The following is a 23,580-nucleotide window of genomic DNA, read 5'->3' as shown; positions in this document are numbered from 1 at the left end:
ATTTGATATTATTTTTTCAATAACCTTTATCAAAATCTTAGATTTCTATATTGAAAATGGTGAATATTTCATAAATATTAGCCACTTAATTATTATATTTATGATTTTTCTTAATTGTTGGACTATAGAAACCGTTCATCTCAACAGATACGAAAAGAGTTCTTACATTAATATCATGTTTATGATATTACAAATAGTAGCTTTATTACTACTACTAAAAAATAATAATTTTAGTATAAAATATCTATTAGCTACACTTATTTTAATCAGCATCATTTTTAGTGTTCAACATATAACTGAATATATTCTAATAGATAAAAAACAACTAATTTTAAAAAAGTTAACCGAGCCTTTTTGTTATATTCATATAGGTCGAACTTTAGCTCTTTTGCTTGGTCTTATCTTTATAAATTACGCTTATTGGTTTATATTTTTAGCTTTTACTGTAAGTCAACTTTTCCCTAGCTTTATTTCGAGGAGTTTACATGCTAAAGATATGAATTTCAATAGTTTAATTACAAGAATAGTACAGCTGATTTTAACAATAAACTGTTTTATTATATTAAATAATTTAGCGATGTTGACTAGCTTTTCTATCTTAAAAACTTTTATGACTTGCTTATTTATTGTTTGCTTTATGTTCATATATAACTACAATATAAGTTTAATTGACCTAACTTTAACAAAACAATCAGGTAATACCTTTATACTTGGAACATATTTTATTATTTTTTCTACATTCATTATAAATTACGTCATTCTAGGGAAACTTAATTTAATATTTCTACTATTTGGAATTTTAGGATACTACATAGGATATATTTCTTATAAACAATATAAAAAAACACGAACTTGATAATTACTTTCAAGTTCATGTTTTCTATTTTACCTTGCTTCTTCATAGTCTAATATTTCAGATACTTTGCTTGCTATATATTTTGCAAGTTTTTCATGATTTTTCTCATCTAAATGAAGACAATCTATTAATGATGCTTCCGCTACACGCCCTGCATTTAGAAAATCAACTTCATATTTGTCACTAACTTCTTTATATGTTTGTACTAAAAACTTAGATTGCTTCAAGCTATTTTCATCAAATTCTCCAAATAAACTTTGTCTCTCTACTATTTCATCACGCAGTGGGACTGGTGATACGATTAAAATTTTTGGAATTTTATAATTTTCTACTAGATGTGGATTTCTTATATATTTAATAAATTCTTCCATCCCGCGTGCTATATGTTTTGCACTAGGATTGAATTGTTTTTTCAAATCATTTGTTCCCAACATAATTATCACTAAATCAACAGGAACATGGCTAAGCATTAAAATCGGTAATGTATCGATACCACAACGTACAGGGACTATTGTATCTTTTGCAGTAACTGTTCGTCCACACAACGCTTCTTCTATAATAATATCTCCTTTTCTTACTTCTTCTAATACTTTTGTCCAACGTTTTTCTATTCTAATACCAGTTTCTGGTGTATACCCCCAAGTATTACTATCTCCTATGCATAAAATTCTCATAGCTATCTCACCTTCTATCTTTTATTACTATTAATTTTATCAAAGCAAAATATAAAAATCAATACTTACTTACATATATTTAATCAAACTTAATTTCATCTATAGTTTCTAATAAGAATTAGTATCATTCGCATTTTATTGCAATAATATATTATTTTGTCTATAATACTATAGGAACACAAAGGAGGTATTATGATTACATATAATTTTCATCATAAAAAACATTACAAAATACAACAATATTCTAAAAAAATACTTTATACATCTTTAATATTAACTGCTGCATTCGCTCTATTAGAATATATAGGGGGGATAATTTCTAATTCACTTGCATTACTTGGAGATTCTTTTCATATGTTCTCCGATGTTGCTGCTCTAGGTTTCAGCTTAATCGCACTGATATATAGCGCCAAAAAACCAAATAAACATTATACCTTTGGTTTTGTTAGACTAGAAATAATCGCTGCATTTATAAATGGTCTTGCACTTATTATAATTTCTATTTATCTTCTTTATGAAGCAATTATGAGATTATATAATCCTAGAGATATTGATTTCAAAACTATGTTAATAATTTCTACTGTGGGCTTACTTTTTAATGTAGTTATAACTATTATTCTTACTAAAAGTTTGAAAAAAGAAGATAACCTAAATATCCAAAGTGCTTTATGGCATTTTTTAGGAGACTTAATTAGCTCGGTAGGTATCATTATCTCCTCAACAATTATATACTTCACAGGCTATATCATTGTTGATATCATTATGAGTATAATTATAACAATTATTCTTTTTAGAGGCGGTTTTAAAATTACTCACTCTTCTTATATCATTTTAATGGAAGGTACAACTTTAAATACTACTGAGATTTATGAAAAAATCAGTGAAATAGAAGGTGTTACTAATATACATGAATTTCATATTTGGCACACAGACACTAATGAAATTAATGCTGCTATGCATATACTTTTAAACGAGTATAACACAAATAATGACTATATTATTGTTGAAAATATAAAAATACTTTTAGAACAAGACTATGGAATAGAACACTGTTTTGTAGCATTAGAGCATATCACTTTTAATAAGCATATATGGTAAAAAGAGCGTCTCTTGAAAGCAAGATTCGCTCCTTATTTTTTAGAATAATTTAAGAAAAATTTTAAAAATAAAATGGTAATTTGTTATAATTCCAATATCTCTATAGTTTTATTAATTGTATACGTTGGTATTATATCATTACTTTCTACTTTATGAATATCAACTAAACAACTATCTATACCTATATTATTAGCTCCTAATATATCTGATGTTAAAGTATCCCCAATCATAAGTACTTCATCTTTATTCTCAACACCAACTTCATCAAAAATTTTTTCAAAAAATTCCCTATCAGGTTTTTTGCTCCCTATTTCTTCTGAAATAAAAATTTTTTCAAAATACTTATTTAAATCATTATTTTTTAGACGAGTATGTTGAGTTATACCTATTCCGTTTGAAGCTACATATAATTTATGAGTTTTATGGAGTTTTTCCAACATATCTACCACGCCCTCGAACAGCTGGTTTCCTTCTGCCAAATATGATCTATAGCGAATATCTATTTCACGTCCATCGACATTCTTACCAAATTGTTCAAAAAATTGAATAAAACGCTGTCTTGTTACTTCCGCGTTCGCCAATTCTCCCTTTTCAAAACGACGCCAAAGAGATTTATTTATTTTTTCGTATTGTTCAAATAATTTATAACTGTACTCTATATTTTCATCTTCTAATAATTTTTTAAATGCAAGTTCCTGTGCTTGTTGGAAATTTAGCAATGTATCATCTAAATCAAAAAGTAAATATTTATATCTATTTAAAGTCATCAATTCATCTCCGTTTTTAAAATTTAAAATACTATAAATAAGTATTATTTGCTATTTTCTAGATTAATCCTTCTGTTTATTATAACATAAAAAGAAATAGGCAGAAAATTTTTCCACCTAGCTCCTCATTTATTGCTTGTTATTTAAATAATCATATTTACATTTCTACACATATAGATTCTACAATTACTAAATCTTAAAATTGGATTTGTCAAAATAATCTATTTTTCAAATTATATTTACTATATTTTTTAAAAAATTAAACTATTTTTTACAATCATAAAAAATATCCAACCCAAAGGCTGGATATCCTCTATTCTTATTCTGCAAATTGACTTTGATATAATTCTGAGTAAAAACCTTTTTGTTCTAAAAGTTCATTATGATTTCCTTGTTCAATAATATCTCCATCTTTTAATACAAGTATTTTATCTGCATTTCTAATCGTTGATAGACGATGTGCAATTACAAATGTCGTACGTCCTTCCATCAGTTTATTCATCGCTTTTTGTATTAATACTTCTGTTCTTGTATCAACACTCGATGTTGCTTCATCAAGAATTAAGATTGGTTTATTGGCAAGAATTGCACGTGCAATCGTTAATAATTGTTTTTGTCCTTGAGAAATGTTTGATGCTTCTTCATTAAGTTCCATATTATATCCACCAGGTAAAGTTTTAATAAAATGGTGAATATGTGCAGCTTTCGCAGCTTCTATAACTTCTTCATCAGTAGCATCTAAACGCCCATATCGAATATTTTCCATAATTGTTCCTCTGAATAGCCAAGTATCTTGAAGAACCATTGTAAAGTATGAACGTAATTCTTCTCGACTTAACGATGTAATATCACGACCATCTATAGAAATTTTTCCTCCATTAATATCGTAAAATCTCATAAGAAGTTTAACCATAGTAGTTTTACCTGCTCCTGTTGGACCAACTATTGCAATCATCTCACCTTTTTTTACATCACTAGTGAAGTTTTTAATAATAATTTGATCTTCAACATATCCAAATTTAACATGATCGAATACTACATTACCTTCTTTATTAACTATTTTTTCTGAACTTTCCACTGGCACCTCATCTTCAGCATCTAAAAACTCAAAAACTCTAGCACCTGCCGCTGCCATTTTTTGTATTTCTGTCATAGACTGAGCGATTTGCCCTATTGGATGAGTAAAATTACGTATGTATTGAATAAACGCTTGGATATCCCCTACACCAATTGTTCCTTTTGCAACCAATAATCCCCCTGAAAATACTATTCCTACATAGCCTAAATTCCCTACAAAATTAATTACCGGAAACATAAGACCTGATAAGAAATTTGCCTTCCATGAAGATGTATATAAATCCGAATTTTTTGCATTAAATTCTTTTATACTTTTATCCTTATGATTAAACGCTACAATAATATTTTGTCCAGCATAACTTTCTTCTACTTGCCCATTAACATCAGCTAACGCTTTTTGCTGTCCTGTGAAATATTTTTGACTCATTTTTGTTAAAAGTCCTAATAAAACACCTGAAATTGGTATTAATGCTATTGCTATAAGTGTCATAAGCGGACTTATAGTAAACATCATTACAAGTACCCCAAGAACTGTTGCACTGTTAGCAATAATCTGTGTGAAACTTTGGTTTAATGATTGCCCAAGTGTATCAACATCGTTTGTTACACGTGACAATGTTTCACCAACTGTACGTTGTTCAAAATATCCCATTGGTAATGTATTAATCTTTTTACTAATATCTTTTCTTATATCGTATGTAAGGCGTTGAGAGATATTACTCATAAGCCATCCTTCAACAAACATAAACATAGAAGATAATACATATAATCCTAGTACTGTTAACAAGATTCCTGCAATTTTTTCAAAATCAATTCCACCAGTATTATTAATTTTGGCTACTAATCCCTCAAAAAGCTTTGTTGTAGCTTGTCCCATAATTTTAGGACCTACTATACCAAACACAGTACTTATTAAGGCGAATAAAACTACCAATATACTCGAAATCATGTACTTTTTAAACATTAATTTTATAATACGTTTTAATGTTTTTCCAAAATCATCTGAACGTTTTTGTTTTTTCTCTTTACTCATGAGTATTTCCTCCTTTCGCTAATTCTTCTTCACTAAGCTGACTTTCTGCGATTTCTAAATAAGTTGGACAACTACTCAATAATTCCTTGTGTTTACCTTCTCCAACAACACGGCCTTCATTCATTACAATAATTTTATCAGCATGTAAAATCGTTGCTATACGCTGAGCAACAATAATTGTTGTTGTATCCTTCATTTTTTCTTTTAAAGTTTTTCTTAATTTAACATCTGTTTTATAATCAAGTGCTGAAAAACTATCATCAAAAAGAAGAATTTTAGGATTTTTTGCTAAAGCACGTGCAATAGATAAACGTTGTTTTTGTCCACCAGAAACGTTTGATCCTCCTTGTGAAATTTCACTATTGTATTTTTCTTCTTTAGCAAGAATAAACTCTGTAGCTTGTGCAATTTCTGCAGCAGTTTTCATCTCTTCGTCAGTAATATTTTCATCACCAAATTTTATATTACTCTCTATAGTACCGCTAAATAAGACACCTTTTTGAGGAACAAATCCTAATAGATTACGTAATTTATTCATACTTACATCACGAATATCAACACCATCAATAGTAATTCTACCTGCTGTAACATCAAAATAACGTGGTATTAAATGTAATAAGGTAGATTTACCACTACCTGTACTTCCAATGATTGCTGTGGTTTTACCTGCTTCCGCTTCAAAAGTAATATTACTTAATACCGGGCTATCTGCACCATCAAATGTAAAGCTAACATCTTCAAATTTTAAAGCGCCATGTACACTACTAAGCTTATCATCTTGAATATTCTCATTATCTAAGACTGTTATATCTGTTCCCAATACTTCATCTATACGACTAGCAGCAACTTCAGCACGAGGTAATTGCATCATTAAGAATGTAAAGAATAGGAATGACATAACTATTTGCATAGTATATGTTATAAATGCCATCATATCTCCAACTTGAATACTTCCTGCATCAATATTTTTTCCACCAACCCAGATTATAAGTAATGAGATACCATTCATAATTAATATAATTGCTGGGAATAATGCTGACATAGTTCTATTAACAAAAAGCTGGTTATTTCTTAAAATTACATTTTCTTTATCAAAGCGCTCTTCTTCATGCTTTTCACGACCAAATACTCGAATAACTGAAATACCTGTTAAAAGTTCGCGAGTTACAAGATTAACCCTATCAACTAGTTTTTGCATTATTTTAAATTTTGGCATTAATAAAAATGTAATTATACCTAGTAGTAATCCTAACAAACCGACCCCTACCGCAATAATCCAAGTCATACCGGTATCAGTTTGAGTAACTTTATAAATTCCCCAAAGTGCCATCATTGGAGCATAAAATGCGATAAATAAAAACATATTTAAAGCATTTTGTATTTGTTGAATATCATTTGTACTACGGGTAATTAACGATGCAGTTGAAAATTTATCAATATCTTGTTTAGAAAAAGACAACACTTTATTATAAAGTTTTTCGCGTAGATTAAATGCCACCCTAGATGCTATACGACTTGAAATAAAGTTTGAAATAATACTTCCAAGCCCAGAAATAAAAGTCACAAAAATCATCATTAACCCTACTTCTTTTAAGTATGAGTTTCTAATCTCATTTGTATCAATTCCTACTTCACTGTACTCCTCTTTTACAAAAGAAATTCCTGCTTGTTTTAACATCATATCAGATGCGTTACCTAAACTAGAAACTGTTTTTTTTCTTTGGTCTATTAATGTACCCTTATCAACAATCCCCAATTTTACACCTTGTTCTACTTGAGTCAAATCTGTATTTTGTTTTTTTGCACCAAGAACAACCGTCATAGTTTCTTTAAAAATATCATTTAACTCTTTACGCACATCATCAGAAATATTGTTTAACTTATAAATATTTCCTTCTTTTTTGTAGTTATCTTTAACTTTTTTCACTTCATCATCTATCATGAAAAGTTCTAATATATTTAATGATTTCTCGCTAATTTTATTCGGCACCGCATCTTTAATACCCTTTTGTTGAATTCCAATATCAACGATATTACTAGTATAAGTAGGTAATTCTAATTCTGCTACAACCCGAACACCTAATATAATTACTAAAAATATCAACGGTAATGTGAAACCTTTCAAATATTTCATTAATTTCATTAACTCTCAACCTCCTCTTTCTCACACAATTCCTCTTTTATCACATTATTCACTTTAGTTAGAGTAATACTAAATGCTTCTTTTTCGTTACTATCAAACTTACTCCAAATTTTTTCAAACCAATTTTCATATGCTTTTTTATGGCCATCCATATGCTCTAAACCTTTAGGAGAAAGCTGTAGATATTTTTTTCTTTTATCTTTCTTATCTACACTTTGTATCACAAATCCTTTTTCTAATAACTCTGTGACTAATGCCGTAACTCTTGATTTAGTAACACCTAACTCTTCACCTAATTCCTGCATTGTTATTTTTTCTTTCATACATAGGTACATCATAGCTTGAAACATTGCTTTTCTATAAGGCGTATTATTTTTTTTATGCATTTTTTTTATAAGAATTCTAAGTTCATCTAGCTTATCAATAGCTTCTAAATGACTCATAGTCTGACTATCACTTGTCATTTTTTTCCTCCTGCAAAAATAGTTCACTTTGTTAACTTTTTAGTTAACCATGTGAACTATTATAAAGGATTTATTATTTATAGTCAAGTATATTTTTCTCAATAATTTAAAAGTAGCCACTTTAGCTAAAAAATAAATAATCAGTATAAATATTTTTTAATTTATACTGATTATTATTTTCTTATTTACTTATTGTCCAAGCTTGAGCAAGGTTATTTTTAATATCATTTGATGTAAATCCGTTGTAACTTGCAAGTTTCACGTCATTATCATCTGGATCGTTAAGATAAAATTTTTCATCTTCATATCCGCGAATTACTTTATAGGTAACTCTCTCTCCAAATAATCCTGATTTTAATCTAACTAGGACTGGCTTGTTATTTTTTAACGCCTGCTCTATGTTTTCTATAAGTTTATCATTTTCTATTCTTTCTACTTTTACATTATACTTATCTGCAAAACCAGAAACTATAGTCGGTTGTGTCCCTTGATTTTTTATATAGTATTTATTACCAGCCCAACTTGCAATATCTTCTACACTAGCACCATCGATTCCTAAGTAATTTGCTATCATTGCAAGTGAGATAATAGCATCTCCATTATCCTCAATTGTTTTCTTACCATCTAATCCATAAGAAATATTTTTATAAGAATCTTGTTTAGTATAATACATAGGAATTGATAAACCTTTTTGAGGTAGATTTAATAACTGTTCTTTGCGTTTAGCATTGTAATTATCAATATTTATAAGATAGTATAAATAACCTTCTACACCTGATTTCAATGCTTCAATATACTGTTTATTAGCAAGATTATTATTTAGTATATCTACATCCACTCTATCACCAATATTAGCAGATACTACTCTTACTTGAGGAAGTTTATCTTTAAGTTGGTCAAAATTCGCCTGTTTCTCTGACGAAGATACTTTTGAAATATAATGCTCTGATAATTTTTTTTCAATACTTCTAGCTATAATGGCAGATTCAGCTGTACCGTAGTATACCTTTACTCCAAAAATGTCTTTTTGATTAGTGTTATTAATATCAAAATCCACTAAAATATCTACTTTATTCTCAGTTGCTAATTTTTTTACATCATCTTTTGTTGGATATACATCATCATTATCTCGTGTTAAAATTACCTTAATACCGTCACTTGAAAGTTGTTTTTGAAGTTCCTTAGCAATTTTCAAATTATATGTTTTCGACATTATTCCTTTGTAATCAGCTGTCTCATCATTTTTTATAATTGGATTGAGTAGTACTGTATATGCAGCTAGTTTTTCTTTATTTTGATCTTCTGGACTTTTCTGTCCACTTCCTAATATACTCCATCCTGGTATCCAACCAACATAACTATCTTTTGTTTTTACTTCATACCAAGTATCAGTTTTACTAAGCTGCTCAACATTTTCTCCAGCTGTTATTTTTTTCAACACTGGATATGATGAATCTGGACCTGTTCTTAACTCTATTTCTTTTGAAATTGTTATATTGTTTTCAGCATTAGCTGTTGGATTAATCTTTTCAGAAACGTAATACATCATTGCTGCTAGAACAAATAATACTAACATTCCTGATATTAACCATAATATTGTATTATTACTTCTTTTTCTTTTTATTCTCATATTTTAATTTCCTAATGATAATTTTTCATAAATAATAGTTACTGGTCCATCATTAATGATATTAACTTCCATCATCGTCTGAAATATTCCAGTTTCTACTTTTATTCCTTCTTCTCTCAAATATTCATTAAATTTATTATATAATTCATTTGCTTCTTCTGCACTAGCAGCATTGGTAAAACTTGGGCGCTTCCCTTTTTTTGTATCAGCATAAAGAGTAAATTGAGATACTGATAAAATACTTCCGTTAACATCTTTTAATCCAAGATTTAGCTTTTCATTTTCATCTTCAAAAAGTCGTGCTTCGACAATTTTTTTAGCTAAATACTTTGCATCTACTTCCATTGATTCTTTGTGAACTCCAACAAGAAGACAATAGCCTTTATCTATTTCTCCGACTATTTTTCCATCTACACTTACACTAGCTTTTTTTACTTTTTGTAATATTACCTTCATATTTCACCTATTTAATTATTCTTTCTACACTATAAACGTCTTGAATCTGGCGAAGTTTTTTAATCATAAAGTCACACTCACTAACATTTTTAACATAAATACTAATCGTAATTACACATGTTTTATCAGATTTTGATTCTGAATTTAGTTTTTTAATTTCAACTCGACTTTCACTTAATGTCAGAAGAACATTTTGTAATAATAAATCCCTATCAAAAGCATGTAATTGAAGAGTGACGCTATAACGACGAGCATTCAAACTTTCCACCCATTCTACGTCTAGTAGTCTTTCCTTGTCTTCCTCACTCAAATTAGGACAACTATGTCTGTGAACAGTAACACCTCGTCCTTTTGTGATAAACCCTACTATTTCATCACCAGGAATTGGTTGACAACATTTCGATAATCTTACCAAAATATTATCTACACCTTTTACATAAACCCCTGTTTCCGTGACAATTTTTTTATTATCTTCTTCTCCACTCACTAATTTTTCAAGTTTTGCCTGTGCTTGTTTTTCTTTTCTTATTTTCTCAGTTAGTCTTGCAAAAACTTTATTAGCAGATATTCCACCATATCCAATAGCAACATACATTTCTTCCAAATTAGTAAATTTGTACTTATTCAAAGCAATTTCAATATTTTCTTCTGTCATAACTTCATCAATATCAAAATTGTTAGCTTTAATTTCATCTTTAAGGAGAATTTCCCCCTTAACAAGATTTTCTCCTCTTTCCGCCTTTTTAAAGAATGATTTTATTTTTGATTTTGTTTGAGATGCTGTTGCAATTTCTAACCATGAACGTTTAGGTCCTGTCGAATTTTTACTTGTACGAATATCACAAATCTCACCAGTTGATAATACATAGTCAAATGGCTCAATCTTATCGTTTACTGTTGCCCCAATCATCTTATTTCCAACCTCTGAGTGAATAGCATACGCAAAGTCAACTATACAAGAACCCTTAGGCAACTCTATAATATCACTATTTGGTGTGAATACATATATTTTATCACTAAGTAAATCTACTTTTAATGATTCCATAAAACTCTCAGCTGTTGCTTCTGTTTCATCATTTTCCGCAATTTTTTGAAACCAATTCAATTTTTCATAAAAATTATTATTTTTATTAACTTTTTTACCTTCTTTATAAGCCCAGTGAGCAGCGATCCCTTTTTCTGCAATTTCATGCATTTCATATGTTCTAATTTGTACTTCTAACGTTTGACCATCTGGAGCAATAACCGTTGTATGAAGCGATTGATACATATTAGGCTTTGGCATTGCTATATAGTCTTTTATACGACCTGGAATAGGAACCCAAAGGTTATTAACAAGCCCAAGCGTTGCATAACAATCAGCTACACTATCTACAAGAACACGTACAGCCAAAAGATCATATATTTGATCAAATGTTTTATTTTGTTTAACCATTTTTTTATAAATACTATAAATATGCTTTGGTCTTCCTGTAACTTGTGCTTTAATATTATTTTCTCCTAATAAGGATGTGATACTATCACAAGCATCTTTTATACTTTCTTCCCTTTCGCTACGCTTTTGTTTCATCATTCCTACAATAGAAAAATATTGAGAAGGATGTAAATATCGCAATGATGTATCTTCCAATTCCCATTTTATAGAACTAATCCCTAATCTGTGAGCTAGTGGCGCATAAATTTCTAATGTTTCGCTAGAAATTTCACGCTGTTTTTCCTCACGCATATACTTCATAGTTCTCATATTATGTAACCTATCAGCAAGTTTAACAAAAATGACACGTAGATCTTTTGCTATTGAAACAAAAAGTTTTCGATGATTCTCTGCTTGAGATTGTTTTTTTGAACGGAATTTTACTTTATCTAGTTTAGTAACACCGTCTACAATAACAGCTATATCTTCCCCAAAAGTTTGTTGAATATCCTCGAAAGTATATTTTGTATCTTCTACCACATCATGCAAAAAACCCGCACAAATTGTGGCATAATCAAGTTTTAACTCCGTCAAAATTCCTGCGACTTGAATTGGGTGTAGGATATAAGGTTCCCCTGATTTTCTAAATTGTCCTTCATGTGCATCTTTTGCAAATTCATATGATTTTCTAATTATTTCGATTTGCTCTTCTGATAGATATTTTCTAGCCATATCTTCTACATTTTTGTAGTCATAAGGGTATTCAAGATTCACAGAAATTCCTCCTTTAATATTTTTTATCTATCCTTTTATAATACCACAAAAAGAAAAAAATTTCTTGTAATTTAATTAGATTTTGTCTAGTATTCAAATAAAAATCTTAGTTTAGCATAAGTCACTAATTTCAAGTATTTCTTTATTTTCTAATTCTGAAAAAAAGACTTCAAAGCCACAGCTTTGAAGTCTTTAACTATATTTAATTAGTGTGCATCTTGTGATAAATCTACTTTATCTAATGGTATAACTTTTGTTTTATATCTAATTTTGTGATACAGATAGAAGAATAAGAAGATTGGCACTCCCATATACGTAGTTAACATACCACTCCAGTTAACAATACCTTTTGTAATAAGTTGAGTATCTTGACCGATAATTACAATAATACAAAGTACTAATGCGATAATTGGTCCAACCGGGAACCATTTTGCACGATATTTTAGGTTGTTTAAATCTTTCCCTTGTGCAATATACGCTCTTCTAAATCTGTAATGGCTAAGCGCTATACCAAGCCATGCAATAAATCCTGTTAATCCACTAGCTGCTACAATATATGTATAAGCATTTTCACTTGTAAGTTGTACTAAGAAAATTAAGAATACAACTGCTGATGTAGCTAATAATGACACTACTGGTGTTCCATATTTTGTTACACGTCCGAAGATAGGATATGCAAGTTTTTCTTTACTCATCGCATAAAGCATTCTTGTAGAAGCATACATACCTGAGTTACCAGCTGATAAAATTGATGTCAAGATAACTGCATTCATTACACTAGCTGCAAATGCAAAACCTGCATTTTTAAAGACAATTGTAAATGGTGATTTAGCGATTTCTTCTGCGCTTGCTGCTCCTAATAAATCTGGTGAAGTATAAGGAATTAATAATCCAATTACCAAGATTGCAAGAACATAGAAGATTAAAATACGCCAGAAAACTTGTTTAACAGCTTTTGGAATACTTTTTTCTGGATTTTCACTTTCTCCAGCAGTAATACCGATAAGTTCTGTCCCTTGGAAAGAATACCCTGCAATCAGGAATACACCTAATGTTGCAAGAATTTGGCTAGATAATGAACTATCTTCTCCAACGAATGGAGCATCACCAATAGTTAAGTTTTTAAAACCAATATATTCTCCACCTAAAATACCAAAAATAGTCAAACATCCTACTACTAAGAAAATAATAACTACTACTACTTTAATAAGAGCAAACCAATACTCACTCTCACCATAAACTTTAACACTTAGAGCATTTAAAGCAATAATAATAACTAAGAATAATAAGCTCCAAGCCCAGTGAGGAAGAACACGCATTGGCTCCCAATAACTAATTGCAAGCGCAGATAATTCAACGTCTGCTGCTACTGTAATTACCCAATTAAACCAATAATTCCATCCTAAAGCAAATCCAAGCGATGGATCTACATAACGACCTGCATATGTACTAAAAGAACCTGATGTCGGTAAGTACGTAGCCATTTCACCTAAAGATGTCATTAAAAAATATACCATAAGTCCGATACATAGATATGCGACAATCGCGCCTCCAGGTCCCGCACTCTGAATTGCCTGTCCACTCGTCATAAACAGCCCACTACCGATACATCCACCGATAGCAATCATACTAATATGGCGTGATCGCAGATTTCTTTTTACTTCTGTTGCATTATTGTTACTTTCGTTTGTCATAATAAAAACCTCCTTGATAAAATAAAAAAAGTATAACATCTACTATTATTCTGTATAGCGAGTCATACCCTGACATGCTCATCCAAAATAAGTTATTAGTAGCGCAACATAGCCTCACGACTATGACAGTCCTATACTTATTCAATATAGTCCCAACAATATTAACGTAGGATTAATATTATTTCGGCGACGTTTCCTTTTAGATAATTTCTCTAAGCCCTACACTTTCAATTATCCTACTCATAAAAATCGCAACCTCTACCTCACTTATTTTGTGAGGTAATTATTTAGTTATGAATAAAGTATAATACACTTTTTATATTATGTCAATAAAAAAATTAAATTTTTTAAAATTTTTTTTATTGTCCTTATAGTTTTAATCTAAGGAGAAATAACACAACTGACTTTACTAAAATCTATCCATTAATCTAAATTATTTTTTAAACATGGTAAATCAAAAAACGACCAGGACAATTATTTCCTATCTAATTACCATTACATAGGGACCTTGTTTTGATTGTTTTAAATCTAATTTCTATATTTTTAATATAAAAATATCATAAAATCCCAATTGTCCGCATGAACGCTAGAAGTATTCCACCCTATTAAGGATAAAACCAATCAAATTACTACTGAATTTTCTACATATGAATGAGCTTTGATACAACGATTTTCCTTGGAAGGTGAAGAATAAAAAGATACTTCCAATACAAATTGAATATTCAAAAGAGATAGCACTTCAAATATGAGGCGTCTATTTTTTATTCAGTTTGAATGGTCACGATAATGATGACAAGAAAATCTTGTGAAAAGAAATGTCGCTTCCCCACAACATACACACAGAAAATATAAAAGTATATATATCACAGAAAGGACAAAATATGGAACTAAAATATGTTATTTCCAACATGGGAAAATCTTTTGAAAACTTGGAGTTTACCAGTGAGAATTAAAATCATACAAAGAAGAAGCAACAGACAGCTTACCGCTACATAAAATGAATTATCCTATTTATTTATATGGTTTATATGGCAAATAAAGTCTCAAATCCGATTGGTAAAGAGTATATCCTTCAGGAACTAGTTAATCCGATTTATAACCTCAAGAAAAATCAAGTTACAGTATCTTTAGCTTAAATATCTTGTTCCACAAACCAAGACGTCACAGATATTACAGTTCAGTTTGATACTTGAAAAGAATAGAGAGATTGTAAAGTAACTTGTTTATAACTATAAAGGCTTATATTTTCTTGTAATCAAGATATAAGCCTTTTTTGACACTTTATAATTTATATGATATACTATGACTACAAATACTAAAATAGTCATAGAGTATTTAGGAGGGAATTATGGCTACTGCTTTTACTGATGAAGAAAAAAAAGTAATTAAAAAGAAATTGCATACAGTTGCAAAGGAATGTCTTCAAAGATATGGTGTTAAGAAAACAACAGTTGACCAAATGGTAGTAATGGCAAATATTTCAAAAGGTTCTTTTTATAATTTTTATTCTTCAAAAGAATTGCTATTTTTCGCAGTCTTAGAAGAATATCAAGTAGAAATTATGAATCGTTTGACAGAACAATTAGAACAGGAAAATCTGATAAATACAAATCAGTTTGTACAGTTACTATATGATTTTTATCAGGATTTTCGCTATTCGTTTATGTATACCATATTCAAAAATAATGAAATGGAATTACTTATAAGAAAATTGCCAAAAGAGGTGATAACAACTCATCATCTTTTAGATAATGGAATGATTGAAAAAATCGTATCTCGTATAAACATTCAAGAAAATATAACAGTAGAAATCGTATCTGCATTATTTAGAACTATTGCTATGTGTATATTGCACATTGATGAAATCGGAGGAAAACAATTTGATACTGTATTGAAATTGCTAATACAAGGAATTGTTAGAGAAATTACTGAGGAGAATTATGATGAAAGAAGCAATCAAGACCGTAAATCTTTATAAAAAATATGGAACTATAAATGTTGTTGATAACTTGAATCTATCAATAAAATATGGTGAGATAGTAGGATTTTTAGGGCCAAATGGTGCTGGGAAAACAACTACTATGCGAATGATGTTAGGGTTGATAAAACCTACATCAGGAGAATGTTACATTCAAGGGAAAAAGTTAGACCTACATAATTTAGAGGTTTGGAATGAAATAGGTTATATTATCGAAACACCTTATTCTTATTCAGACTTAACGGTGAGAGAAAACTTAGAAATTGTTAGTACACTAAGAGGAGTTACAAATAAGAATAATATTGATTGGGTAATTGAAAAATTGAAGCTAAATCAATATGAACATAAACAAGTAAAACACCTTTCTTTAGGAAATACAACTCGTTTAGGAATTGCAAAAGCTGTTATTCATAAACCTAAAATCCTAATTCTTGATGAACCGACAAACGGATTAGACCCTTTGGGCGTTATTGAAGTTAGAGAATTATTAAAGGAATTAACGAATAATCTTGGTATAACTATTCTTATCTCAAGTCATAAGCTAGAAGAAATATCTAAAATCGCCACCAGAATAGTAATTATACATGAGGGAAAGCTGATAAAAGAAGTTGAGAGTAAAGAATTAGATAAATGCTTAGAAAAGAAATTATTAGTAAGTGGCTCTAACAACAGAGCTATGAAGGAAATATTATCAAATAATGGTTATCAAGTAAATTTCAAATTAGACTTAGAAAAAAATATCCCTTTCTTAGAACTGATTGATACAAAATCTGTGGAATCACCAGAAGAAATTGCTACATTGCTGGTTAATGCAGGGTATCCACCTAAATTTCTGGCGGTTGAAAAAGAAGATTTAGAGGATTATTTCTTTAGAATACTTAGTAATTACAAAATAGAAGTATAGGAGGAGTGCGGAATGAATAAATTGAGCGCCTGTATTCTAATTGAATGGAGAAAGTTGATAAAATCAAAACTTTCCGTGATAACCATCTGTTCTATATGTTTTGTTCCTTTTATTGTCGGGTTGTTTACAGCTATGATGAAATATCCGGAGCATTTCGAAAATCTTGGTTTGATTTCAGCAAAAATAGAAATGATAAGGATAACGGATTGGTCATCATACTTTATATCCTTATCACAAGTAATTTCTGTTGGAGGTTTACTCATTTTTGGATTTATAACATCTTGGATTTTTGGTAGAGAATATTCTGATAAAACAATGATAGATTTATTAATACTTCCAATAAAAAGAGAAACTGTTGTATTATCCAAGTTTATAGTTATTGCTTTATGGAGTTATGTTATATCAATTTTTGCTCTTTTGTTAGGATTATTAGCTGGTAAATTGATTGGACTTGCTGGTTGGAACTCTATAATTGTTTTCAAAGGTATACTCACTTTTAGTTATTGTACTACCCTTACTATCCTACTCTCAACTCCAGTTGCATTTTTTGCTTGCTTAGGTCGTGGATATTTATCACCATTGGCATTTATTGTTTTTACAATTCTTTTTTCTCAGCTTGGTTCAGCTCTTAATCTGGGTGAATATATTCCGTGGTCTATTCCTGCACTTGCAAGTGGTATTACAGGAAAAGTGTCATTTAATTTAGGAAGCATAATTAGTTTATTTGGGGTAAGTATTTTAGGGCTGGTTTCTACAATAGCTTGGTGGAGATATACTGATTACAACTAAAAGGAAGTGATTAAAATATTTATGATATTGTACCCTATATATATAAGTAAACTCAAATAAAACTACGGAAAGATACTGAATTAAAAAAATCTTCCTCTTTATTGCCCTAAGTATAAATTAGAAACTTTGGTCAATATAAAAGAATTAAAAGTAACCATAATTAAAGAACTGAAACAGAGACGCAAAGCCGATAATGTAAGATATAAAATCTTATATTGTCGGCTCCTTTTTTATAGGAAAATTGCTATGAAAAAATATATTGTAAGCCCGTTTTTCACAGTGATTATTTACAAGTGTGGCACCTCATATATATATATATATATATATGACGCTTCCATGGTTTTTCACCTTTTCCAATAATATAAATTAACACTACAATACATAAACAGAAATCAATCTGTTTATATGCATTTTTTTATCCAAAAAGTTTTTGACTAACAATACAACAAATCCCTCTTTTACATTGGGACTAATAGCGAAAGGATGCAAAGAAGCAAAACTCACTTCCTTTCAATCCAGAGAAAGGAAGTGAGAACATGAAACCATCATCTTTTCAGGCAATGATAGAAAATCAGTTTAGCAACTATATCTGCAAACGTGCTATGGAAGAAATGAAACGCTTGGAGAAAGAACAGCAAGCAAAACATTTAGAACTTAGGAGAAATAAATTTACACCCTTTTACCACTTTTGACAATTAATTCATAACAGATTATACAAAGAAACGTGAAGTATCTTCCTAAAGAAAAACACCAGAAAGCCTATATAACAAAGCTTTACGAGTATTTAAAAATATTCAAAATGATAATGAAAAATTTGTAATATTTTTAACTATAAATATTTAGCAGATATTAAAATCTCTCTACTAATGTACCTTCTCTATATTCTTCTAAAAGAAGCTTCAATACTTCTATCTGTTTTTTAATTTTTACACCATTATCGGTATCAGAAACTCTTTTTCTATCAAGTCTATCTACAACACGTCTTGTTGATACTATGTCAGTTTCATTTTTTAAAGCTTGTTTTTTACTTTGGAAAATATCATGGCTCATTATTTGAAGTCCATAAGAATTATATGTCAATGTATATCCACCGTGCCCTGTTGTTTTATGATAAGCTCTTGACATCCCACCATCTATAACTATAGTTCGTCCACCTGCTTTTACTGGATTTTCTCCCTTAGAAGCTTTAACTGGTGTATGTCCATTAATAATATGCCCATCTGATGATAAGCCGAATTCTTTAAGAAGTTTTATGCAAAACTCTTCATTATCTCGTAGTTGATAGTATGCATTTTTTACTTCTTCGTGCGTAGTTTTATCTTCTATAAAGTATCTTTCAAACGTTGTCATGTCCCTTTTACCAAACAATGGAGAATATTCCCCTTGCCAAAGATAAAAGAATAATCCATTATCTTGTCGGACATTACTATAGAAAATACTACGTATTTTTTTATCAAAAAAGTCTAACATGGCTTTCCCTGAATATTTATTTCCTTCATAAACAAACTCTTGAAAATTGCCTCTATCATCTACTGGCATACAACCATGTATAAGTAAATTACCATTATAACAAGTATACATTGCACCTTTGTTAATAAATAGCTCTATATGTTTTTTTAATTTATCACTTGTAATAAATAATTCTCGAAGTTTTGTCATAACTTTTTCCTCTTCTTTTGTTAGCTTGTATGGATTTTTTGTGTCAATAGTAGGAAAATCGCAAGAAGTTAATGGATAGACTTTTCCTCTTATATTTATCGTCTTTTTCCCATAATCTATCTTATCAAGCAATGCTCTACTACTAAGATTAAATTCTGGATATTTATCAATAATTTGTTTTTCTATTTTAAACTGGATTATTGCCATCGCTTTGTGCATACGAGCTATCTGCATAATTTCATGTTCACTATATTTTAATTTATCATCTTTAGATAGTTTTGGTAAAAACTCTTTACATGAATCGTCCTTATAAATCGTTTCACTTAAATTTAATAATGAACGTAAAGAAATTCCATACCTATCTTCAACTATATCTAAATTATCGTATCTAGCACAAATACGAATTACATTAGCTAATGAAATCCTATCGCCAAGATAAGCTCCTATCCACAACATATCATGATTTCCCCATTGAATATCAACAGAGTGGTATTCAAGTAATCTATCCATGATTTTATCAGGATATGGTCCTCGATCATAAACATCTCCAACAATATGCAGATGATCGATAATAAGTTTATGAATACTCAATGATAATTCAATTATAAACTTATCTCCTGCCCCAAGTTCAATAATATTCTCCAGTATTTTTTCATAATAATCTTCTTTATCTCGATTTTGCATTTTATATAAAAGTTCTTCAATTATATAATCAAAATTTTTAGGTAATAACTTACGTACTTTTGAACGAGTATATTTTCGTGCTGCAATTTGTGTAACTTCTAATAATCTTAATAGCAGAATTTTTTGATATTCTTTGTATTCCTGATTACCTAGTTCTTTTTTTAGAAGATTTAATTTTTCCTCTGGATAGTAAATAATTGTTGCTAGTAAATTCAGCTCTTTTTTAGGTAATCTATTACCAAATACTTCTTTTAGCTTTTCTTTTATCACTCCAGAGCCATTTCGTAATATATGATCAAAAGCCTCATATTCTCCATGTATATCACTTAAAAAATGTTCTGTCCCCTTAGGTAAAGAAAGTATTGCCTCAAGATTTATAATCTCTTTAGTTGTTTCATCAATATTTCTAAAATTTTGTGATAATAATTCTAAATGTTCCCTAGATATCATCATAATGTCTCCTTGAAATCGTTTTATATTTATTAAAATTATAACATATTTATATTCCAATTTCAAAGTAATATTATACATTAATACTTGTAAAACATTGTATTAATTCGCAAAATAAAAACCGAGGTTATTATGACCTCGATTTCTTCTTATTTTAATTTACCTACAAAATCTTCCATTTCACGCATTTCATCTAATGTATCAGCTACAAGAACATACATTACATTCCCCTGAAGTTCTGAAAATGCCTCTGGCATTCTTAAAACTGCTTTTAATTTTTCTTGATATTTATGTCTAATTTCTTCTTCTGTATATGCATAGTCTTTGTAATCACGACGAGTCGAAGCTAATCCATATTTTGAATCTAAATTCAATTCTACATCCTTACCTACTACAACCTCTGCATAAAGTTTAAAGAAATCTGCCGAGTGCGAATAATTATAAACATCCAGTGCAAATGCACCTGCTGGACGGTTATTGTACTCAATTGCAATATAATCATCCTCTGTTTTGAAAAATTCAATATGGAAAAAACGTTCCTTCATTCCAAATGCTTTTACCGTTGCTTTCCCATATTCAACAAGTTTTGGATCTAAATCTTTATCTATGTAATAAACCCAATCAAGTGTATTATTATTTAATAATTCCAATGGTGTATGATAATATACTATACTAGTTGAAAATACAATATTTCCTTTTGAATCAATTAATCCATCAAATGTTACAATGTCGGAATTATCAACAAACGGTTCTAAGAAATATGCTGTCTTTCTATCCCAATCTTTTTTGAAATTTTCAACATCATTTTTATCCTTTAGTTTAAAAGTTTTAGCTGCTCCTACCCCATTATCTGGTTTAGCTATTAATGGTAACTTTAATTTTTTTACACCTTTTTCTATGTCAGCTTCTTTTTTAACTAAAAATCCTGGAACTACTGGAACACCAGCTTTTTCAAAGTATTTTTTCATCTCTGATTTGTGTTTTGTTTTTTTCAAATCACGTTCCTTAAGTCCGAAAACATTAAATTGCGTACGAAGTGCTGCATCTAACTCCATCCAATGCTCATTTTGAGATTCAATACGTTCTATACGCCCATGTTTATGGAATAAAAACGCTACTGCACGTTTTACTTCCTCTACATCATCAAGACTATTCACGCGAAAATACTCAGTCAAAGCTTCTTTTAGTCGATCATCTAATTGATCATAAGGTTCTTCTCCAATACCAAGTACATTAATTCCTTGATTTTTTAATTCTATCGAAAATTTTTGGAAGTTGTGCGGATAATACGGTGATATAACTATGTAATTCATAAAATTTTCCCTCTTTTCTTTTTTGTTCTTAGACTATAAATTTAATTTTTCTAGAAAGTATGGCATTTGAATTCGCCACCAAAGCCAATCATGGGCAACATCCTCGCCCCAAACATCAAACCATGCTGGAATATTTTTTTCTTCAAACGCTTTTTTCAAATTAAAGAATGATGGCAAGCCATCATGTTCCCACGGACCAAGACCAGTACAAACAATTATATCCGCCTTCCTATAATGATCAATAAACCAACCATCATTTTGTAGCCAAATATTGTCGCTTGGAGAATTGCGATAAATCAGTTCATCATTCCCATACTCTCCAACAAAGAATCTTGCATCATAAACACCACTTAGTGCAATAACTTTGTCAAAAACATCAGGGTGTTGTAGGAAAATATTAAATGAATGATATCCACCCATGCTACATCCAGTTGCCATCATTGGACCAAACCAACCTGTCTTATGTTTAATAAAGGGTATTGCTTCTTCTATGATATATCTTTCATATTGTGTATGAGCCAAAGCGCGATCATGCCCGTTTTTCCAATCACATAACCACGACTCACTATCTATACTTGATAGTGTAAAAAATTGAACTTTACCTTCATTTATAAATCTTTCACAAGCATGAATCATTCCAAAATCATAATATTCATTATGTGTTCCACCTGATGATGGAAAAACAACTATTGGTAATCCTGAATGACCATAGCGATTTAGCTTCATCTCACGACCTAAGTTACCACTGTAATGACTTAAATTTTCTATATTCAATAATCTTTCCTCCTATAACTCTTACTTACCACTCTTCACTAATAAATCTCAAGCAGTCAGGCAAATATTGTGCCCAATATTCTTCATTATGTTCTGCGTCGGCAACAACATTTAGTTTAACTTCTTTTGTTGTTAAGCCCGCTTCTATCAATTGACGATAATAATCTAGACTTGTACTTATGTATGACTGTTTTATGTTCCCATAAGTAAGTTGTCTATCAGTATCATCCCCTTCATTAGTACCTACCTGTATATAAACTCGTTGATTTTCTAATTTATGTTTAGCGATATATCGATCAAATTCTACTTGATTCAGCCAATTTGCTGATGAAAATATTCCTAATGCCCCAACTTTGTCTTTGTGCTCTAATCCAATATATTGAGAAATATTAGCACCTAAAGAACTTCCTATCATTGCTGTATACTCACGCTCTGGTTTTGTACGATATGTACTATCAACAAATGGTTTTACTACGTTAATAAAAAAATCTGTATACTCACTTCCAAGTCCACCTAGAGTAAGACCAAACGACAGCAACGGAGTATTAGAAAACCTCCATGGAGCATATTCGTTCATACGTCCATCATTATCATTATCAATTCCAACAACAATCATTCGTGGCATATCAGGATTCCTTTTTATTGCTGGAATAACTTTCCAAGAATGTCCACTATACGATTCTCCACTGTAAAAAACATTTTGACCATCATTCATATATACTACTGGATAACTACGATGTTCATCTTCTTTATATCCTTTTGGCAAAAGTACCCTTATTCTTCTATTTTTCCCTGTATAGGGAACTTTTAATTCATGTTCTCTCATTTCTAAATAAAAGTACGCTTCTTTTTTCATTTACAATTTCCTTTTTCACTTATATTTTAATAGTAACTATTTTACAATAATCGCATACTAAAAGCAATTAATTAAATATTATTTTATTATACT

The 23,580-nt window shown here is 29.9% G+C and carries 18 protein-coding genes, 2 pseudogenes and 1 riboswitch; of the genes and pseudogenes, 7 read left to right on the top strand and 13 right to left on the bottom strand.

Features of this window, described 5'->3' with window-relative positions:
* Positions 1-885: 885 nt before the first annotated feature.
* Positions 886-1,530, bottom strand: coding sequence for a GDSL-type esterase/lipase family protein (locus tag O3802_RS05895; protein WP_371458712.1), 645 nt, complete (start codon positions 1,528-1,530; stop codon positions 886-888).
* 192 nt (positions 1,531-1,722) lie between these two features.
* On the opposite strand from O3802_RS05895, the gene O3802_RS05890 reads away from it, so the two are divergent.
* The gene (locus O3802_RS05890; protein WP_371458711.1) at positions 1,723-2,628 is read left to right on the top strand and encodes a cation diffusion facilitator family transporter; all 906 of its coding nucleotides are present in this window, start codon (positions 1,723-1,725) and stop codon (positions 2,626-2,628) included.
* 83 nt (positions 2,629-2,711) lie between these two features.
* Here O3802_RS05890 and O3802_RS05885 read toward each other — a convergent pair whose 3' ends face one another.
* The 8 genes from O3802_RS05885 to O3802_RS05850 all read right to left on the bottom strand — a co-directional run bounded on the left by O3802_RS05885 (position 2,712) and on the right by O3802_RS05850 (position 14,080).
* Positions 2,712-3,395 carry a YjjG family noncanonical pyrimidine nucleotidase gene (locus tag O3802_RS05885; RefSeq protein ID WP_371458710.1) on the bottom strand — a complete coding sequence of 228 codons (684 nt, stop codon included), beginning with the start codon at positions 3,393-3,395 and terminating at the stop codon, positions 2,712-2,714.
* 319 nt (positions 3,396-3,714) lie between these two features.
* Positions 3,715-5,505, bottom strand: a complete 1,791-nt coding sequence (locus tag O3802_RS05880) for an ABC transporter ATP-binding protein (protein WP_371458709.1) — start codon at positions 5,503-5,505, stop codon at positions 3,715-3,717.
* Positions 5,498-7,648, bottom strand: a complete 2,151-nt coding sequence (locus O3802_RS05875; protein WP_371458708.1) for an ABC transporter ATP-binding protein — start codon at positions 7,646-7,648, stop codon at positions 5,498-5,500. Before O3802_RS05875 ends, O3802_RS05880 begins: the two co-directional genes overlap by 8 nt.
* Positions 7,648-8,112 (bottom strand): MarR family winged helix-turn-helix transcriptional regulator, encoded by a 465-nt coding sequence (locus O3802_RS05870; RefSeq protein WP_371458707.1) that lies wholly within the window; start codon positions 8,110-8,112, stop codon positions 7,648-7,650. The genes O3802_RS05875 and O3802_RS05870 overlap by 1 nt, the downstream gene beginning before the upstream one ends.
* Positions 8,113-8,293: 181 nt before the next feature.
* Positions 8,294-9,742, bottom strand: a complete 1,449-nt coding sequence (locus O3802_RS05865) for an N-acetylmuramoyl-L-alanine amidase (RefSeq protein ID WP_371458706.1) — start codon at positions 9,740-9,742, stop codon at positions 8,294-8,296.
* A gap of 3 nt (positions 9,743-9,745) precedes the next feature.
* Complete coding sequence (dtd, locus tag O3802_RS05860) at positions 9,746-10,198, bottom strand: D-aminoacyl-tRNA deacylase (protein WP_371458705.1); 453 nt, start codon at positions 10,196-10,198, stop codon at positions 9,746-9,748.
* A 7-nt stretch (positions 10,199-10,205) separates the two neighbouring features.
* Complete coding sequence (locus O3802_RS05855) at positions 10,206-12,344, bottom strand: RelA/SpoT family protein (RefSeq protein ID WP_276685066.1); 2,139 nt, start codon at positions 12,342-12,344, stop codon at positions 10,206-10,208.
* Between the two features lie 248 nt (positions 12,345-12,592).
* Positions 12,593-14,080 carry an amino acid permease gene (locus tag O3802_RS05850; RefSeq protein ID WP_371458703.1) on the bottom strand — a complete coding sequence of 496 codons (1,488 nt, stop codon included), beginning with the start codon at positions 14,078-14,080 and terminating at the stop codon, positions 12,593-12,595.
* A 91-nt stretch (positions 14,081-14,171) separates the two neighbouring features.
* A riboswitch (Lysine riboswitch) is annotated at positions 14,172-14,349 on the bottom strand.
* A 777-nt stretch (positions 14,350-15,126) separates the two neighbouring features.
* Here O3802_RS05850 and O3802_RS05845 point away from each other — a divergent pair.
* The 6 genes and pseudogenes from O3802_RS05845 to O3802_RS07670 form a co-directional block, all read left to right on the top strand.
* Positions 15,127-15,298 (top strand): annotated as a pseudogene (locus tag O3802_RS05845) (conjugal transfer protein); the annotation flags it as partial.
* A 130-nt stretch (positions 15,299-15,428) separates the two neighbouring features.
* Positions 15,429-16,058 carry a TetR/AcrR family transcriptional regulator gene (locus O3802_RS05840; RefSeq protein WP_371458702.1) on the top strand — a complete coding sequence of 210 codons (630 nt, stop codon included), beginning with the start codon at positions 15,429-15,431 and terminating at the stop codon, positions 16,056-16,058.
* Entirely contained in the window at positions 16,024-16,962 is a 939-nt protein-coding gene (locus O3802_RS05835; protein ID WP_371458701.1) for an ABC transporter ATP-binding protein, read from the top strand. Before O3802_RS05840 ends, O3802_RS05835 begins: the two co-directional genes overlap by 35 nt.
* A 12-nt stretch (positions 16,963-16,974) precedes the next feature.
* Positions 16,975-17,751, top strand: coding sequence for an ABC transporter permease (locus O3802_RS05830; RefSeq protein WP_371458700.1), 777 nt, complete (start codon positions 16,975-16,977; stop codon positions 17,749-17,751).
* Between the two features lie 96 nt (positions 17,752-17,847).
* Positions 17,848-18,111 (top strand): annotated as a pseudogene (locus tag O3802_RS05825) (cysteine-rich KTR domain-containing protein); the annotation flags it as partial.
* Between the two features lie 176 nt (positions 18,112-18,287).
* Positions 18,288-18,443 (top strand): hypothetical protein, encoded by a 156-nt coding sequence (locus O3802_RS07670; RefSeq protein WP_483299427.1) that lies wholly within the window; start codon positions 18,288-18,290, stop codon positions 18,441-18,443.
* A 157-nt stretch (positions 18,444-18,600) separates the two neighbouring features.
* Here O3802_RS07670 and O3802_RS05815 read toward each other — a convergent pair whose 3' ends face one another.
* From O3802_RS05815 to O3802_RS05800, 4 genes are all read right to left on the bottom strand, one after another.
* Positions 18,601-20,547 (bottom strand): fructose-1,6-bisphosphatase, encoded by a 1,947-nt coding sequence (locus tag O3802_RS05815; protein ID WP_371458699.1) that lies wholly within the window; start codon positions 20,545-20,547, stop codon positions 18,601-18,603.
* A 146-nt stretch (positions 20,548-20,693) separates the two neighbouring features.
* Positions 20,694-21,857 carry an ATP-grasp domain-containing protein gene (locus O3802_RS05810; protein WP_371458698.1) on the bottom strand — a complete coding sequence of 388 codons (1,164 nt, stop codon included), beginning with the start codon at positions 21,855-21,857 and terminating at the stop codon, positions 20,694-20,696.
* 33 nt (positions 21,858-21,890) lie between these two features.
* Positions 21,891-22,631 (bottom strand): esterase family protein, encoded by a 741-nt coding sequence (locus tag O3802_RS05805; protein ID WP_371458697.1) that lies wholly within the window; start codon positions 22,629-22,631, stop codon positions 21,891-21,893.
* A gap of 25 nt (positions 22,632-22,656) precedes the next feature.
* The gene (locus O3802_RS05800; RefSeq protein WP_371458696.1) at positions 22,657-23,487 is read right to left on the bottom strand and encodes an alpha/beta hydrolase; all 831 of its coding nucleotides are present in this window, start codon (positions 23,485-23,487) and stop codon (positions 22,657-22,659) included.
* Positions 23,488-23,580 lie beyond the last annotated feature (93 nt).

The organism is Gemella sp. 27098_8_92 (assembly GCF_041433685.1).
GTDB lineage: Bacteria > Bacillota > Bacilli > Staphylococcales > Gemellaceae > Gemella.
The sequence above is the reverse complement of the archived record's forward strand: the minus strand, read 5'-3'. Positions and strand labels throughout refer to the sequence as shown.